Origin of the sequence: uncultured Cedecea sp. (genome assembly GCF_947498825.1) — a bacterium.
GTDB lineage: Bacteria > Pseudomonadota > Gammaproteobacteria > Enterobacterales > Enterobacteriaceae > JGM124.
The window spans coordinates 1-17,495 of record NZ_CANMLV010000039.1 but is presented as its reverse complement, the minus strand read 5'-3'; the positions used below and the strand labels follow the sequence as shown (position 1 = coordinate 17,495).

15 protein-coding genes are annotated in these 17,495 nt (G+C 48.4%); 6 read left to right on the top strand and 9 right to left on the bottom strand.

Translation table 11 applies throughout. The features are described from left to right. The first annotated feature begins 542 nt into the window (after window positions 1-542). Window positions 543-887 (top strand): HNH nuclease YajD, encoded by a 345-nt coding sequence (gene yajD / locus Q1A40_RS22300; protein WP_300005827.1) that lies wholly within the window; start codon window positions 543-545, stop codon window positions 885-887. A gap of 187 nt (window positions 888-1,074) precedes the next feature. Here yajD and Q1A40_RS22295 read toward each other — a convergent pair whose 3' ends face one another. Then, window positions 1,075-2,079, bottom strand: coding sequence for a ParB/Srx family N-terminal domain-containing protein (locus Q1A40_RS22295; RefSeq protein WP_300005824.1), 1,005 nt, complete (start codon window positions 2,077-2,079; stop codon window positions 1,075-1,077). A gap of 225 nt (window positions 2,080-2,304) precedes the next feature. Between Q1A40_RS22295 and mmuP the strand changes: the two genes are divergently transcribed. The 3 genes from mmuP to fes are packed head-to-tail and all read left to right on the top strand — an operon-like array spanning window position 2,305 to window position 5,837. After that, the gene (gene mmuP / locus Q1A40_RS22290; RefSeq protein WP_300005821.1) at window positions 2,305-3,705 is read left to right on the top strand and encodes an S-methylmethionine permease; all 1,401 of its coding nucleotides are present in this window, start codon (window positions 2,305-2,307) and stop codon (window positions 3,703-3,705) included. Next, a complete protein-coding gene (mmuM, locus tag Q1A40_RS22285; RefSeq protein ID WP_300005818.1) occupies window positions 3,692-4,630 on the top strand; it encodes a homocysteine S-methyltransferase in 939 nt (312 codons plus the stop codon). The genes mmuP and mmuM overlap by 14 nt, the downstream gene beginning before the upstream one ends. Before the next feature lie 13 nt (window positions 4,631-4,643). Next, on the top strand, window positions 4,644-5,837 hold the full coding sequence (gene fes, locus Q1A40_RS22280) for an enterochelin esterase (protein ID WP_300005836.1): 1,194 nt from the start codon (window positions 4,644-4,646) through the stop codon (window positions 5,835-5,837). A gap of 1 nt (window position 5,838) precedes the next feature. On the opposite strand, the gene Q1A40_RS22275 is transcribed toward fes, so the two are convergent. The 5 genes from Q1A40_RS22275 to Q1A40_RS22255 form a co-directional block, all read right to left on the bottom strand. Beyond that, window positions 5,839-6,645 (bottom strand): ATP-binding cassette domain-containing protein, encoded by an 807-nt coding sequence (locus Q1A40_RS22275; protein WP_300005815.1) that lies wholly within the window; start codon window positions 6,643-6,645, stop codon window positions 5,839-5,841. Next, window positions 6,635-7,633, bottom strand: a complete 999-nt coding sequence (gene fepG / locus Q1A40_RS22270) for an iron-enterobactin ABC transporter permease (protein ID WP_300005813.1) — start codon at window positions 7,631-7,633, stop codon at window positions 6,635-6,637. Before fepG ends, Q1A40_RS22275 begins: the two co-directional genes overlap by 11 nt. After that, on the bottom strand, window positions 7,627-8,634 hold the full coding sequence (gene fepD, locus Q1A40_RS22265) for a Fe(3+)-siderophore ABC transporter permease (protein ID WP_300005810.1): 1,008 nt from the start codon (window positions 8,632-8,634) through the stop codon (window positions 7,627-7,629). The genes fepG and fepD overlap by 7 nt, the downstream gene beginning before the upstream one ends. Before the next feature lie 51 nt (window positions 8,635-8,685). Beyond that, window positions 8,686-9,645 (bottom strand): Fe2+-enterobactin ABC transporter substrate-binding protein, encoded by a 960-nt coding sequence (gene fepB, locus Q1A40_RS22260; RefSeq protein WP_300005807.1) that lies wholly within the window; start codon window positions 9,643-9,645, stop codon window positions 8,686-8,688. A 123-nt stretch (window positions 9,646-9,768) separates the two neighbouring features. Next, a complete protein-coding gene (locus Q1A40_RS22255) occupies window positions 9,769-12,003 on the bottom strand; it encodes a TonB-dependent siderophore receptor (RefSeq protein ID WP_300005833.1) in 2,235 nt (744 codons plus the stop codon). A 442-nt stretch (window positions 12,004-12,445) separates the two neighbouring features. Here Q1A40_RS22255 and Q1A40_RS22250 point away from each other — a divergent pair, with 442 nt between their 5' ends. After that, window positions 12,446-13,555, top strand: coding sequence for an alpha/beta fold hydrolase (locus Q1A40_RS22250; protein WP_300005830.1), 1,110 nt, complete (start codon window positions 12,446-12,448; stop codon window positions 13,553-13,555). A 17-nt stretch (window positions 13,556-13,572) separates the two neighbouring features. Here Q1A40_RS22250 and Q1A40_RS22245 read toward each other — a convergent pair whose 3' ends face one another. The 3 genes from Q1A40_RS22245 to Q1A40_RS22235 form a co-directional block, all read right to left on the bottom strand. Continuing rightward, window positions 13,573-14,037, bottom strand: a complete 465-nt coding sequence (locus Q1A40_RS22245; RefSeq protein WP_300005804.1) for a nucleoside deaminase — start codon at window positions 14,035-14,037, stop codon at window positions 13,573-13,575. Then, window positions 14,037-14,723, bottom strand: a complete 687-nt coding sequence (locus tag Q1A40_RS22240; protein ID WP_300005802.1) for an ankyrin repeat domain-containing protein — start codon at window positions 14,721-14,723, stop codon at window positions 14,037-14,039. The genes Q1A40_RS22245 and Q1A40_RS22240 overlap by 1 nt, the downstream gene beginning before the upstream one ends. A 401-nt stretch (window positions 14,724-15,124) precedes the next feature. Then, entirely contained in the window at window positions 15,125-16,186 is a 1,062-nt protein-coding gene (locus tag Q1A40_RS22235) for a mechanosensitive ion channel family protein (protein ID WP_300005799.1), read from the bottom strand. Between the two features lie 428 nt (window positions 16,187-16,614). Between Q1A40_RS22235 and Q1A40_RS22230 the strand changes: the two genes are divergently transcribed. Continuing rightward, window positions 16,615-17,403 (top strand): tyrosine-protein phosphatase, encoded by a 789-nt coding sequence (locus tag Q1A40_RS22230; protein WP_300005796.1) that lies wholly within the window; start codon window positions 16,615-16,617, stop codon window positions 17,401-17,403. Window positions 17,404-17,495: the final 92 nt, after the last annotated feature.

The window sequence follows — 17,495 nt, the reverse complement described above, 5'->3', positions numbered from 1 at the left end:
CCTCTTTAAGAGTCAATTCTTATTTCAGAATCTTTTCTCTTTATCGTCCCGGTAACTTGTGAAGTTGTTCACATGTTCCCTGTCGATGGAGGCGCATTATAGGGAGTTCTCCCGGCGCTGCAACACTTAAATGTGATAAAAATGACTGACTGCTGCATTCCACAGCAAAACCCCGCTTTATACCCACTTACTCACAAACTTATCCACAAATGAATAGCAATCTGGCAAATTTACTGGTCGATGTTCTTATACATATATGGCATTTAGCGATAACCAAAGGGGTTCCAATATGACTTTTGGCAAAATATATTCCCCTTCAAGCCTTTTCTTAACGACAGACCAGCCCCTCCAGAATGGCATTAGATCTGAATCTATCCCGATAGTCTTCTCTTCTATATATAGATGTAGCTCTTCTCAAGAGAACCAGGGGCACATGAAGTGTGACGAGGATAAAAAGGAATGCTTTCCAGCCAGCATTGGAGTACCGAATAAATTCCCTTATGATAGACCCATATCCCCCAGCATTATTAAGGTCAGTCCAGATGGCTATTATCCCTAAGAACTATGCCCGATTAGAAACCGGTTATCGTGAAAAAGCGCTGAAAATCTATCCATGGGTGTGCGGTCGCTGTTCCCGTGAGTTTGTCTATTCCAACCTGCGCGAGTTAACCGTGCATCATATCGACCACGATCATACCAATAATCCACCAGACGGCAGTAACTGGGAGCTGCTGTGCCTCTACTGCCACGATCACGAACACTCAAAATATACGGAAGCGGACCAGTACGGTACTTCGGTAGTGGCAGGCGAAGATGCGCAGAAAGACGTAGGGGAAGCGACCTATAATCCATTTGCCGATCTTAAGGCGATGATGAATAAAAAATAGCATCAGCTTCCGGCAGCTTTATAAGACAGATTCATTGATTACCAGGAGATGTATATCTCATCGACATAGTATGGCTATATATCGATAAAAACGGTTTCTATAAACATATGAGTGCCGTGAAAAACGCTATATCAATTCCCGATTACTGAGTGAGCTAAATCAGTAATCGGGATTTTCGCGAACAGACTTAATGACGGGCCTGATATTCCAGCGCCTTAGCCAGTGCAGAATTCGGTTTTGCCAGTTTAGCTAAGCGTTTTTTATCCACTTTATTTAACTGACCTAACGCTGCAGCTGTTTTACCCGAATGCCCTATTAATTCATTCTCAGTGACTGTCGTCATCACTACTGCGGCCTCTTTCAGCGCTTTGATATAGTCATCCTGCTTGTTGAGATCGTAGTGCGTTAAGTCCATTTTACTGCGTAATAGCTCTCCCCAATAGAACTCAAGAAAAGGAACCGCAGGATAAGGCTTATCCGTTTCAGGGTTCGTATTTTTTTCTGGCTTATCGTAGGCAATTCCCCGTAAATAATGGAGCATCGAACGGTAGGGATCGTCCTGGAAATGACTCATCCCTAAACTTGTGGGCAACTCTGAAAAGGTTACAGCTTGTCCCTGGACATCAAACGGAAGGAAGTGTTTCAGTTCAGCCATCTTTTGTTCAAACTGAGCTTGAGTCAGCGCAGTCCCCTGACTGTTATGGCTTAAATTCTGCTCGACCAGGACAGTCAACCGCACATCGCCGCCTCCCTTGGGTGCATTCCACAAGCTATTCAATCCATGATGACCGTCCGTCAGATAAAGCTTTCCCTCAGGCCCGATATCGACAGTATTCATCTGTTTTTTTTCAGTACCCGCAGCGAGTTCACAGGTATATGAGGAAGGATCGTCAGGCGTTGATGATGAATTTATCTCTCTCAGCTTTCCGGCTCCCTGCGTTTTACATAATGTCTTAAACAGTGTCTTTGTATCCTCGGCATATTCCGCCAGGGTACCGTTAACCTGAAGTTTACCTACAGACATTTGTGTCGGATGTAACTCGCTAAGTCTGATCTGGATAATATCGCCAGGTTTTGCCTCGGTATAAGAAGGTGAAGGTGCCGCATGCAGGGTCAGTGAGTAAAACATCAGGCCCGAAAGCAACAACAGACCAGTCCCTGTTTGATATAAACAGTTTTTATTCAAATACATACATCACTCTTATAATCAATATGTGCTCATCTTGTCATATTACGGGTTGATTCATCTACTTTAAAAGATTCCAGATGTAACCACTTTGTCTCCCTGAAACTGAGAGTCAATATAATCCTGCAAAAGCATTGGGTTTTCATCTGACGATGGCTGGATTTTTACCTTCAACCAAGGTATAACCAAAAGACATTTAGAAGTATAGACGTCTACTACAAGTAGGAAATAATGCAATTGCAGCAAGAAAGCGAAGCGCTTAAACGCACCATGCAGCCACGCCATTTGATCATGTTGTCATTGGGAGGCGTAATTGGTACGGGGCTATTTTTTAATACGGGCTATATTATTTCGACTACCGGCGCACCTGGTACTCTGCTCGCCTATGCGATTGGAGCCTTGGTGGTATGGTTGGTAATGCAGTGCCTGGCAGAACTCTCCGTCGCTATGCCTGAAACCGGTGCATTTCACGTCTATGCCAGCCGTTATCTTGGACCAGCAACCGGCTATACTGTCGCCTGGCTTTACTGGTTAACCTGGACTGTGGCCTTAGGTTCAAGTTTTACCGCCGCAGGATTCTGTATGCAGTACTGGTTCCCCCAAGTCCCCATCTGGATTTGGTGCCTGATATTCTGTCTGGTCATTTTCTCACTTAACGTCGTCTCTACGCGTTTTTTTGCTGAAGGTGAATTCTGGTTTTCGATTATCAAAGTCATCACTATTCTTGCTTTTATTATACTCGGCAGTCTGGCAATATTTGGTGTGATCCCGCTAAAAGATGGCTCCCCGGCCCCTGGTCTTGCTCATATCACTTCTGCAGGCTGGTTACCCCATGGCGGATTACCGATCCTTATGACCCTCGTGGCGGTTAACTTTGCGTTTTCAGGGACTGAACTGATTGGCATTGCCGCCGGTGAAACCAAAGAGCCAGAAAAAGCCATTCCCTTAGCGATAAGAGCCACCATTGCACGACTCATTATCTTTTTTATCGGTACGGTTTTTGTTCTTGCCGCTTTAATTCCCATGGAACAAGCAGGCGTTGAGAAAAGCCCGTTTGTGCTGGTGTTTGAAAAAGTGGGCATTCCTTATGCTGCGGATATTTTTAATTTCGTTATTCTGACCGCCATTCTGTCCGCCGCTAACTCAGGATTATTTGCTTCAGGGCGGATGCTCTGGTCACTCTCCAAGGAGAACACTCTGCCGAGCTATTTCTCTCGCGTGAATAAACGCGGCGTGCCTTTGGCTGCGCTATCAGTGAGCATGCTGGGTGGTTTGCTGGCATTGTGTTCGAGCATTATTGCCCCCGAGACGGTATTTGTTGCCTTATCGGCGATTTCAGGTTTTGCCGTTGTTGCGGTGTGGCTGAGTATCTGTGCTTCGCATTTTATGTTCCGTCGCCGTCATTTACAGTCAGGCCTGTCGGCGGATTCACTGATTCATCGAGCCCCCTGGTATCCCTGGGTGCCGATCCTCGGTTTTGTTCTGTGCCTTATTGCCTGCGTAGGCCTGGCCTTCGATCCCAGCCAGCGCATCGCTTTATACTGCGGTTTGCCCTTTGTCGCTCTCTGCTATGGCGCTTTCTATCTGACTAAAATATTAAAACAGCAGGAGCCTGAACATGTCGCTGAATAATCCCCTACTTCCGCTACTCAGCGGACAAACATTTATTACTCTGGATGGTGCTATGGCGACTGAACTGGAAGCCAGAGGTTGCCATCTTGCCGACAGTCTCTGGTCAGCGAAAGTGCTGATTGAAAACCCGCAACTGATCCGTGATGTGCACCTTGATTATTTTCGTGCCGGAGCAGAGATAACTATCACTGCCAGCTATCAGGCGACCCCAGTCGGATTCGCTGCCCGGGGGTTGGATAATCAGCAAGCCTGTGCATTGATTGAGAAAAGTGTCACTCTGGCTATTGAGGCTCGCGCTCAGTATCAGCAGGAGAACCCCGCAGCCCGAAACCTGTTGGTTGCAGGTTCCGTTGGTCCCTATGGCGCCTATTTAGCAGACGGATCTGAATATCGTGGGGACTATACCCGGAGTCAGGAGGAATTTATCGCCTTTCACCGTCCGCGTATCGCCTCACTGTTAGCAGCAGGTGCAGATCTACTGGCCTGCGAAACTCTGCCATCATTTCCAGAAATTTGTGCCTTAGTGACCCTACTGGCAGAGTATCCAGAGGCCACTGCATGGCTGGCTCTCACGCTGAAAGATAGTCAGCATCTGAGTGATGGCACACCGTTAAGCGAAGTCATCGCAGTCATCGCCCAGTCACCACAAGTTGTTGCTGTGGGCATTAATTGTATCGCTCTTGAAAAAACAACAGCGGCTTTAACTTATCTTCATACGCTAACCGCTCTTCCACTGGTGGTCTATCCCAACTCAGGAGAGCAGTATGATGCTCAGTCAAAAACATGGCATCAGCATCATGCTCGCTGCGGGACACTTGCCAGCTATTTACCCGAATGGCTGGCCGCAGGTGCTAAGATAATAGGAGGCTGCTGCCGTACCTCGCCAAAAGACATTGCTGAGCTGGCAGCCTTATGCAAACGCTGAAGATGAGATATTGATTGTGGCACTATCCCCGACAGGCAGTGAAACATGGTGGGCCAGTAAACAGGGGCCTGAGTGGGTCAAAGAAGGCGAGGCCTGGCGCGTCACTTTCTGGTGGCGGGATCGCGAAGGGAATGAGCAGACCTCATCTTTACGCCATGTCTGGTTGTGTATTACCGGTATTACCGATCACCACCACCACCGCCAGCCGCTGAGTTTATCGCGCATACCTGGCAGCGATATCTGGTCAGCAGAGATCCTACTCCCTGCCCAGTGGCGAGGGAGTTACTGCTTTATTCCTTCCCGGCACCACGATGATTTTGCCGCTTCGGTATTTCAGGATGCGCAGTCAGTACGTGCCGAATGGCAGCGTTTACTGCCTCTGGCCGAGCCTGATCCACTAAACCCGTTTAGCTGGGCAGGAGGACGAGGTCACTCAGTTTCAGGTCTCGAGATGCCGGATGCTCCAGAACAACCCGGCTGGGGGCGACATGATGTAAACTCTACACCGCCAGAGGTACTGACCTGGCAGAGTGCCAGATTACAGAATCAACGACGCGTATGGCTATTTACTACCGGCGACGCAGCAGTCACTGATAAACCACTTGCGATCCTGCTTGATGGGCAGTTCTGGGCAGAATCAATGCCGGTCTGGCCTGCTCTGAATGCACTGACAGAAACAGGCGATCTGCCTGCCGCAGTCTATCTGCTGATTGATGTGATTGATGGCGAACATCGTCGTCGGGAACTGCCCTGTAACCCCGATTTCTGGCAGGCAGTACAGGATGAACTCTTGCCCCAAGTCGCAGAGAAAGTCTCTTTCAGCCCGGAGGCTTCACGCACTGTTGTCGCGGGGCAGAGCTTTGGTGGTCTGGCGTCACTCTACGCGGGATTATACTGGCCAGCTCGTTTTGGCCTTGTGCTGGCCCAGTCAGGATCGTTCTGGTGGCCGGATCGTAAAGAACAAGCAATCGGCTGGCTAAGACAACAGCTAGACCAAGGGGAGGTTCAAGCTGACGGGTTGCGGATTATTTTACAGGCCGGAAAATACGAACCTTTAATTTATCGCGCCAATGATGCCATCAGGCATCAGCTAACTGGGGCCACTGAATTAAGCTGGTGTCCGTTTGAAGGTGGACATGATGCTCTGTGCTGGCGAGGTGGTTTAACCTCCGGTCTGATAGCATTATGGCGTCCTCTGACGACATAGATTAAGGCGAACTGACTTGCCTGCCGAGTGGCACGACCAAAGGGGTTCCTGCCACCGGATCGTCAATAATCAGACTTTTGATACCATAGATCCGCTCGATCAGCTCCGCGTTAACAATCTCGCTCGGGGCACCTTCTGCAATCACTTGTCCGTCGCGCATCGCGATTAAATGGCTGGCATAACGACAAGCCTGATTCAGATCGTGCAGCACCGCGGCAATGGTATAACCCTGATGCTGGTTCAAATGCTGCAACAGTTCCATTAAATCTATCTGATGGCTGATATCAAGCCAGGTGGTGGGTTCATCCAGCAACATAATTGCCGTTTGTTGAGCAAGGATCATCGCAATCCAGGCTCGTTGTCGCTGCCCTCCCGATAAGGTATCCACCGGCTGGCTGGCAAACTGACTGACCCCGGTTGCCTTCATCGCCTGTTGCACGGCTTCTTCATCCTGCTGGCGCCAGCGGCTGAACAAAGGCTGATGAGGATAGCGACCGCGAGCAATCAGTTCCTGCACCGTAATATCACCAGGTGTCGTGGTGTTCTGGGCCAGAATTCCCACGCGCCGCGCTATTTCTTTACTGCCCAGCAGAGTAATCGCTTCACCGTCTAGTATCACCTGCCCTTGCTGGGGTTTCATTAACCGACTAAGTGCCCTTAACAGGGTTGATTTTCCGCACCCATTGGGGCCAATAATCGCGGTAAAATGTCCGTCAGGAATAGCCACGGTCAGATCCCTGACGATAAGTTTCTGCCCATAACCTAATGTCAGCTTGTCGCCGGATAAACGCGCGCGATCAGGATGCATTTTTACGTGATTCCTTAATAAGTAAACCAATCAGGTAGAGTCCGCCGATACTCACTGTGAGCACCCCGACCGGAAGTTGATAAGGTAAAAACAGATGCTGACCACAGAGATCGGCTACCAGTAAAATCAATGCCCCACACAAGGCTGCCTGAGTCAGACCCCAGCGTGAAGTACGACTTAGCCGCCGGGCAATATGGGGAGCAACCAAAGCAATAAACGAAATAGGGCCGGCAATAGCCGTTGAAGCGGCGGTTAATATCACCGCTATCAGCATCAGTGCCAGTCGCGAACGTTCCACCGTGACCCCCAAAGCACAGGCACTGTCATCCCCCATCTCAAGCATACGCAGACGTCTGACCATCAGCGCCGCGCCAATCAGCATCAGCAGAATAAGCGGTGTGGCAGGCAGAGTTTTTGCCCAAGTCATACCATTGAGGGAACCCGCATTCCACAGACCTGCTGAAAACGCGGTTTCCAGGGAAGCCTGCAGTAAGAGCCAGGTATTCAATGAGACCAGCATGGCCCGCACACCAATACCAATAATAATTAACCGGAAAGTATCAATACCGTTACGCCAGGCCAGTAACCAGACCACAAAGGCAGTGAGTATTCCCCCCGCCATCGCAGCCAGTACCACAGCGTTCGCCTGCTGGTTAAAAAACACCATGGCCACCAGTACGCCACTCCATGCTCCGGTATTGAAACCCATCACATCAGGACTACCGAGCGGGTTACGCATTAAAGACTGAAATATCGCCCCGCTGACGCCCAGTGCAGCGCCCACCACTAATGCCATAACGATTCTTGGCAGTCGCCATTCGGTTACCACCAGACCAACAGCACGTGGCGCATCACCCATAAGGGCTTGTAACACCTGGTCTGGCGTCAGTGCCACGCTGCCACGGCATAAACCCCATAATGCCAGCAGCAGGCAAGCCACCAGCAGCAAACTACAGCACAAACGTAACCGTAATGAAGGCATTAACATGCTGTCCCCTTATTACGGCTACGCACCAGCCAGATTAACGCCGGGGCACCGATAAAGGCGCTGACAATAGAAACACGCAGCTCGCCTGGCACCAGCAGACGCCCGACAATATCAGCGAATAACAGCAAAACCGGCGTCACCAGTAATACCACAGGCAAACTGAAACGATGATCTGCCCCGACTAACCAGCGGGCAATATGGGGAACCATCAGACCAATAAAGGCAATCGGCCCGACCACGGCAGTCGTTCCACCGCACAGGACGGTAATAATCACTAATCCCACTAACTGAGTGCGAAACACGCCGCTACCCAGCGCACTGGCGGTATCGACTCCCAGACTTAAGCTATTAAGAGAGCGACTTAACATCAGCGCCATCATCAGAGCCATGGCCATTGGCACAGCAACAATTTTTAGCGTACTGAGTGTGCGAATATCGAGTGAACCGGCCTGCCAGAAACGTAATGTATCGTAGACATCCGGATTAAGTAGCGCAATTCCGCTGGATAGCCCCTCCAGTACCGCCGCCAGGGCGACACCTGCCAGCGTCAGCCGCACCGGGCTGAGATGCCCCCCCGCCTGACTACCGGTAAAAGTGACGAGCAAGGCGGCAATCAACGATCCACAAAGCGCCATCCAGAGTTGAGCAACCGGCGAAGACCAACCAAGAAATGCTGCCCCGAGCACAATGGCAAAACTGGCTCCCGCATTCACGCCAAGCAGGCCAGGATCGGCGAGGGGATTACGGGTCAGGGTCTGCATCAGTGCTCCGGCAACGCCCAGTCCGAAGCCAGCAAGCAAACCCGCCAGGGTTCGGGGTAATCGGGCATCAAGAATAATGGTACAGTCAGCATTGCTGCATTGGCCGGAAAGGGCTTCCAGTATCGCAGAAGCGGGCAGCGACTTAGCCCCCACCAGCAAACTCAAGGCAATAGCAAAGAACAGTAGAAGGAGTAATCCCAGCATCACCCAAGGGCGCGCAGAGGAAGATGCGGTTGGCATAGCGCAGCCTATTATAGAATAAATATCATGATGTTAGATTAATCGACTACATCAACCAAATAGCACCTGTAGGCGTTGCAAGATAAGCATGGCGCTGTAGTAATCCAGGCGGAAACTTTCTGTACCCAAGGTCCACACTCTCTTATTCTCCACGGATGGCAAATGCGCGAGTAAAGGGTTGGCATAAATGGCATCAACATCGTTCTGGTTTCCCGCAAACAGCATCAGCCCCTGACCATTAAGGCCCGAGGCCAGTACTTCTCCTCCCAGTTGCACAATATCCTGACGTTTTCCCTGACTGGTTGATACACGCAACCCGTCAGGTATCGGGGCCAGCGTGAAACCCACCTGTTCCAGTAGCTGCCCCTGGGCCGATTCCGTGGTCCACAGATTGGCGCTGTGAGAACCAGGACTGTAGACCAGAGCATTAATCGGCTGGGGTGGTAAAGCGATCTGCTGGCGAAGTTGATGCAGTTGCTTCTCAAACTCAGCAATACGCTGGTCGGCTATTGCTTCTCGCCCGGTTATCTGACCCAGCTCTTTTAGCAGGGACTGCCAGCTTTTATCATCATAGTTAATGATTAAAGTTGGGGCGATGGTCGATAGCTGATCGTACAGTGCCAGAGCAGAATCGCCGCCAGTGGCACTGATTAAAATCAGATCAGGGAGCTGGGCGGCAACCGCTTCAGCATTCGGCTCTCCAATATACAGCCGGGTCACACCGCGCCGGACGGCGGTTTTTCCCCACTGACGCATAAACCCGTTTTCATCAGCAATACGGTTATTCGGCATTGTCGCCCCACTGGCAACAACAGGGGCATCAAGGGCAAGCAGAGAGCCGGTGAGTGTCACACTGGTTGAGACAATACGCTCAGGCGGGCTATCGAGAGTATGAGCCCCTCGCGAATCTGTGATTTGCCGGGGCCAGTCAGCAGCATAAACAGCAGAGGTTGCGATCAATAAGATCCCAACTAACAACAGGATCCGGTAAAAAAAAGAGGGGAGTCTCACGGATAACTATCCTTCTGGCTAATCATTCTTACAAAGATACAGCGGCGAAAAAGAGGCTCACATCAGGAAAGCCTCTCTTTCATCAGACAACGGTTTTTTTGTTATCTGTCTTAACGTGCAGAATCAGAAGCGGGTATTCACACTCATATACCAAGTCCGTCCTGACTCATTATAGGTATTTGCGCCCGCACCATAAATATAGCTGACACCATTACAATCACTTGTTCCGGCAGTAATTGAACAGGTTGTCTGGGAATTACCTTCACGCCAGTGACGCTTATCGAAAATATTACTGACGCCACCGGTCAGGCTGACATTTTTCATTGCATCCCAAGTCGCGCTAAAGCCCACCAGGCTATAAGGACTGACTTCTTTGGTTTCACTTCCCGTTGCCAGTTTGCCTTTATAGTTGTATTTCTTCGGTTGCTGCTTACCATACCAGGTCAGCGTCGTATTCAAAGAAAGGGTATCAAGCGCCTGCCAGCTCAGCGTTGAGTTCAGCGTATACTTTGGAATGACAGACAGCTTATCGCCCGTCTTTTTGTTTTTGGTCTGCAACATCCAGGTCAGGTTGTTATCCCAGGTCACATTATCTGCAACAGGCACATTAAATGACCCTTCCAATCCTTCCACTACCGCACGAGAAATATTCTCCCACTGATAGATATCTGTCAGGGTTGAACCAGAAGATGTCTGGGCAACAGGGGCATAACCCGCTTCGATTTTATTGTGATAATCGTTGCGGAACCATGTCACACCGGCCAGCCAGCCATCACGTTTAAATTCAAGTCCAAGCTCTTTGTTAACGCTGGTTTCAGCTTGAAGATCTGCATTACCCATCATGTAGCAACCCACACCATCGCCACTGGCATAGCAGCCCTGCCCTTTACTATAGAGAATATAGTTTGGGTTAGTCTGATACAGGCTTGGTGCTTTATAGGCACGACCAATACCCATTTTCAGGGTAAAGTCATCGCCTAAGTTCTGAGACAGGTTCAGTGACGGGCTCCAGTTGCTACCGGTAATAGAGTGATGGTCAAAACGTAAGGCAGGCGTCAGCATGGTGCTGTCGGTCAGTTCCATATTATCTTCTGCAAATAGCGAGAAGATATTGGCATTAGAGTACGGACTGCGAGAAGTGCTGCTATAGCCCGGAATGGCTCCCCCCAGGAAGGCCTGAGTATTGGAGGCATTGTCTTTCATTTTCTGCTGATCAAACTCAGTTCCGAGGGTTAAGGTCTGCTTCACCCACAAATCAATCGGCAAATTGACTTCGCTGTGTAACAGCGTATCCGAGAGATCAATATCGACAAACTTGTCATTAGAGAAGATCCCCTCGGTTCCGCCCGCCAGACCTTCATCAATGCGTGAGTTACGAGTTCGCTCATAGCGTACCCAGTTACTGGTGGTGACACCGCTGTCCCAGCCACCATTCCACGTCAGAGAGTAGTTCTGGCGATAGATACGGTTAGTGATCTCGCCATATTTACTGGTCACCAAAGCATTGCTATTGGTGTTCTGAGTATCACCCGCATAGAGGTTAGTCTGGTTGCCATAGCCACTTTCAAAAGTCAGCGAGTGCATAGGGGCAAAATTCCAGCGCAGCAACGCGTTGATATTTTTGTCTGTTACCCCTTCACGACCAGCAGGCAGTGTGGAGGCATAAATACCAGTGCGTAGTGACTGATGTCCTTCGTTAATATCCCAGGCATCCGCTTGCGTTCTTGCCAGGCTACCGCTCAGACGCAGGAAAACATCATCAGAGAGAGGACCATTGAGGTTAAACGAAGTGCGGCGTGTCGCACCTTCCGCTTTATGCTCTGGCACATTATAATAAGCGTTCCAAGAGCCGTGCCAGGTATTGGTCGGTTGTTTAGTGATGATATTCACCACCCCACCCGCCGCACCGTTGCCATAACGCACAGCCGCCGGACCACGAATAATATCAATTTTTTCAATTAACTCCGGCGCAACCCAGTTAGTATCACCGCGGGTATCTCGCTCCCCACGCCAGCCCAGGCGAACCGAGTTGCGACTGGTGACCGGCTTACCATCAACCAGAATCAAAGTATTTTCTGGACCCATACCGCGAATATCGATCTGGCGACCATTGCCGCGTTGTCCGCTGGTTGAGTTACCGGTCAGGTTTACTCCCGGCTGAGTACGAATAACTTCGGAGAGATCTCTTGCAGGTGGCGTTTTACGCAATGTTTCAGCAGTAATAGTTGAAACGCCAGGAGCCTGTAAATTTTGTCTTTCTGCAGTAACAACAATGGTGTCATCTGCATAGCTTGAAAGTGCTACTCCTGATAATGCGGCAGGGATAAGCAGCGCGAGCGGGTTATATTTTTTTTTCATCATGGATTCTGTGATTTTTATAGTGATCTGCAACACCGCAACAGAGAATTCTCAAATCACCACAATAAATATTGGGATAAAGAACCCTTGACCACTGCATACGGTGAATCGTTTACTCCACAACAAAGAGCCCGTAAACGCTATTACAAATGGTAATTATTATCAATATCATTATTAAAAAGATTACCATTGGAAATAAATAACATTGATAATGAACAATAAAATAATAAATTGTGAGTAAATAAGGAGGGCAGTCGGGGGATAGTTGAAAGTAATACCGCTAATAACAGCATTTCTTATGATGGTATTTTTTAGCTATTTTTTTGGCTTTGCCCACAGAAATAAATGGCAATTAACCTAGAATATAAATGAAACGCTATTTCATTTATATGAGGGTGTGATGTCAATTACTCGATTATCCAGCAAGTTATGCTTTCTATTGATGCTATCTGGTTCAGCCCTGGCGAATACCGATACCTGGCCACAGAGTTTGCAGAACAACTTACCGGCTTTTTATCCCGAGCTAAAAGCCAAAATGACTTATCCTCAATCCTGGCTGGCTGGCAACCACAGTAATTTTGCACAATGGCAACAAGAAACCCGTGCTCAGGTCAGAGAGGCACTTTTAGCCCCTGAGGCGACCGTAGCCTTTGCTCCTGAAACTCTTGAGACTCAAGACAGGGACAGCTATCGTGCCGAGAAAATCGCACTCAATATCACTGATGAAAGCCGGGTTAATGCACTTATTCTGACTCCCAAATCTCCCCCGCCCTATCCGGCAATCGTGCTTCTCCATGACCACGGTTCCAAATTTGATATTGGCAAAGAAAAGATGATCAAACCCTGGGGTAATGAAGCACAGCTTGCTTCTGCTCAAGCCTGGGCTGATAAGTTCTTTACCGGAAGATTTGTTGGGGACGAACTGGCAAAACGGGGCTATATGGTGATCGCTATTGATGCGCCAGGCTTCGGTGAACGCGGGCCGGTGACTTACGAGCAGCAACAAGCCCTGGCGAGTAATTTTTATAATCTTGGCAGATCGCTTGCCGGCACCATGGCCTATGAAGATATGCGTACCGTGGATTTCCTCGCCTCGCTACCGAACGTGGATGCAAAACGCATCGGTGCCCTGGGCTTTTCAATGGGAGCCTATCGCGCCTGGCAACTTGCCGCCCTGTCTGAAAAAGTGGCGGCAACTGCCGCCATTTCTTGGTTTGGCAACTACGATGGCTTAATGACACCGGGTAACAATATCCTGCGTGGCCAGTCAGCCTTTTATATGCTTCATCCCGGGCTTTCGGCCAAACTGGATATTCCCGACGTGGCAAGCCTTGTCGCTCCCCGCCCACTGCTGATTTTTAATGGCGGAAAAGACAAGCTGTTTCCGCCCGCAGCAGTCAGTGATGCCTATGATAAAGTGCATCAGGTGTGGCGTTCACAAAATCAAGACAATCATCTGCTCACTCAAACCTGGCCTGAGCTTGGGCACGTCTTCTATCAGCAACAGCAAGATATTGTCTTTCCGTGGCTCGATAGCTGGTTGATGAAATAGCGCCCTGACTTACCGCACTACTTCTGCCCGGTATGCCAGAAACGATACAGGGCAGGCTGCTCTTCATTCTGAGGTTTAAGCTGTTTAAAAATCAGCCCTGACTGCTGCTGCGGCGGCACACGAAGGGCTTCAGCAATCGCTTCAGTCGATAAACCAAATGGCTCAGCATCCTGGTTTGAATAGGCATAATAAACCTGCGAAATACCCGCCATTCTCATCGCCGCTAAACACATCGGGCAGGGCTGGCCGCTGGCATAAACAATACAGTCTTCCAGCCGCACTCGGCCTAGAACCTCCCCGGCTTGACGCAGTGCCCTTAACTCCGCATGCGCTGTGGGGTCATTTAGCGCTAACATCTGATTGGTACCTGTGGCCACGACTTCGTCGTTACAGACCACCAGAGCGGCAAACGGCCGCCCACCTGCTTGTACATTTTCCCGTGCCAGGGAAATTGCCTGCTGTAAAAATGGGTTATCTGACATTATTTTGCTCCTGCCGACTTCAGTATTTCAATCATATTGCGCTGACCTTTCTGCTTTGCCAGTGTCAGGGGTGAATTCCCTTTTCCGTCAGCTTTATTGACATCAGCCCCACCCTGAATAAGTCGAGTGACAATCTGCCCATATTTATCACTGCCATCACCAAGGACAATAGCTTCAATTAACGCAGTCCAGCCTAAGCGATTTACATAGTCAACTTCAACACCGGCATCAATCAGGGTTTGCACTGTTTCAACGTGCCCACGCTCAGCAGCCGGGATCAGTGCGGTTCCGCCATAACGGTTAAGGCTTTTCAGATCCGCGCCATGGTTTAGGGTCATGACCAGGATCTCTTGTAAACCCCGGGCTCCAGCATAAAGATAAGGTGAATCTTCAATACTATCCCGAGCATTCACATCAGCGCCTTTATCAATCAATAAGCGAGCGACCTCAATCTGGTTAGCATGTGTCGCTGCCATTAGCGGGGTGCGCTGGCGTTTATCGCGCTGCTCGATATTAGCCCCCTGATCAAGAGCCTGTTGCACTGCCGCGACATCCCCCTGCTCAGCGGCTTCAACTAATGAGGGTGCCTGATTGCGCGCAAATGAAGAACTAATAAACATAAGTGAAATACTCAATATCAGTAAATATTTAACAGGTAATTTACTATTAACAAAACTATTTCTCATTATTTTCGCCTTAGTAATTAAATATAATCCGTACTTTTTTGTTGTAGGATATAGATTAGTAATATTGCTATAAATTAATCAACCACTCTTGCGAACATTTAATGCAATTGACAGAACAAAAGAGTCATTAATAATTTGACACTCATTTCTATGATTCATTTTTGGTTAAATAAAAAAACACTCAGACAATGATTAAAATAATTTTGGATTTGTTATTATATTTTAACTCACTGGCAACATTAACATTTGGCTGGCGGGTTAAGATTTATTTTTTTCAGATAGCTCAAATTATATCACTCACCCGATTCTGATTTCATCTTTTACTCTCAGGTGAGAGACCTTCCCTTGTCTTATCACCTTAGTATTATCTTTACTCATTTCTGTCCAGCTGCAGAAGGAAATCAGGGCTGTTTTCGTTGCTGATCGGCATCGACACTGATACCTGGCATCTTTCCTGAGCTGTAGGTATAGAGCGTCTGAGTCGGGAATGCAAAATCAGCGTCATGCTGATGAATAATCGCGATCATCTTTAAATAAACTTCCTGCTGAATGGCCAGCCATTCACTCCAGACGGTCGTTTTAGTAAAGCAGTACACCATAATATTCAGGGATGAATCAGCAAACTGATTGAAATAGACCAATAAAGTCTGGTGCGTATCGATTTTTTCATGTTGCATCAGCATGGTACGAATATCCTCGACAATCCCCCCTATTTTATCCGCATCATCATAACGTAAACCTAATTCAGTGGTAATGCGCCGGTTAGTCATTTGTCCGGGGTTTTCAACACTGATTGACGAAAAAATAGAGTTAGGCACATACAGAGGTCGATGATCAAAGGTAATGATTTTGGTTATCCTCCAGCCAATTTCAACCACCGTACCCTCTATTTGCCGATCAGGAGAACTGACCCAGTCGCCAATATTAAAAGGACGATCGAAATAAAGCATCACGCCAGAGAAAAAGTTACTCAAGATATCCCGGCCAGCCATACCAATCGCAATGCCACCGATCCCACCAAAAGTCATCAATCCCGACAGACTCATGCCAAAATGCTCACCGAATAGTAGTACAATAACCACAAAGATAGTGGTCTTTAATATCCGTGAGATCATTTTTGCCGATGTCGGATCGCTGCCTTTGTTTATCTGATTTTTTTCCAGCCGATTAAGCAACTGAAAAATTTTATTCATAAAAATAAAAGCCATCGCTGCCGTGGTGAAAACGTTGACCATCTCAAATGAAATAAATTTGAGATTAAAGTCAACAATCGCCATATCGGTATACTGGCTAATAATAAAAATCAGACCGCACAACAGTATGGTAGAAATAAGGTGAATAAAAATATTTCTCTGGTGATGTTTTTTTCTTTTCTGGAAATAAAGAATGACCAAATAGCCCACACAGAACAGTGCAATGATCCCTGTACCTATCAGGTATTTAATCACTAATGGTTCATACATTCCCACTTCTCCCACAGATATGCCGAATACTTATCTGACAATCTTATACTGTTCCTCCTTTCAGTGGCAGAGGTACGGATAATATTCTGTGTTGCACAAGCAGACTGAGTCTCCAGTAAATAGGGAATTGGGCGATCCTTTTTACTGTCCGGCGTAAGCCACTACGCTGGTAAACAGCTCATCAACAAAAGGAATACATGCCTGCTTAAACGGCATTAATACCCCTCATCCACGGATATTCAACGCTTTAATTCCAGTGATATCCCCCGACTTTATTTAACATCCTCTCCGCCCTTCAGGTAGGGTTTTTACAGCGCACCCGATAAAATATCATGAGTATAAACAATAACCAGAGCATGGTACATTCAATGCTCTAAAGGCGTGCACGCCTGACTGGGAAATACGATATCAGCAAAGGGAAAAGGATTATGGTAGAACGTAATAATGTCATGTCGGGTCAATCAGATCTTATCTTAGACGGGGGCATTAACTTTCGCGATTTTGGTGGATTGCCCGCGGCAGAGGGCCGACGAGTCAGACCGGGAAAGCTATTCCGAGCTGGCGATTTACATCATCTGTCAGAGCGCGACTGTGCAATATTACGTGATCTCCCCCTGCGCGTTATCCTTGACTATCGGGATGAAGAAGAGTGCAAGATTAAACCCGATCAGCTATGGTCAGGTGTTGCATATTATTCCGTTCCTGCAAATCCGGAAGGTCAGCTAGTCAACGGTAATCTGGAAAAACTGACCACAGAAACCTTAGCCGAGATCGATGCCAGGGTTTGGATGTGTGACTTTTATCGCCGCTTACCTTTCGCCAACCCAGCCTATCGAGAATTGGTCTCGCAGCTACTGGCTAAACCAGAAGGTGCCATCGTACAGCACTGTGCATTTGGAAAAGACAGAACAGGTGTCGGTTCTGCTCTGGTTCTGTTGGCTCTTGGGGCCGATGAAGAGACCATTATGGCCGATTACCTGCGCACAGGAGCAACTTTGGCCCCTTATCGGGAGCAAATTCTGGCTCAGTATGCAGAGTCTCTCGATAAACGCGCTTTACAACAATTCACCTATTTACTGGAAGCCAATCCTGATTTTTTACAGGCTGCAATTCGGGCAATTACCGAACGCTACGGCTCCATGGATCAATGGCTGGCACAAGACTACCAGCTTGACAGCACACGCTGTGCAGACCTGCGTTCACATTATCTTGATTAATGCAGACTTCGACTAATTGACTGCTCCCCGCCCTGAAGGACGGGGATTCCCAATTCACAGAGCCCAACCTAAACAGCATTAAGCGATTCAGG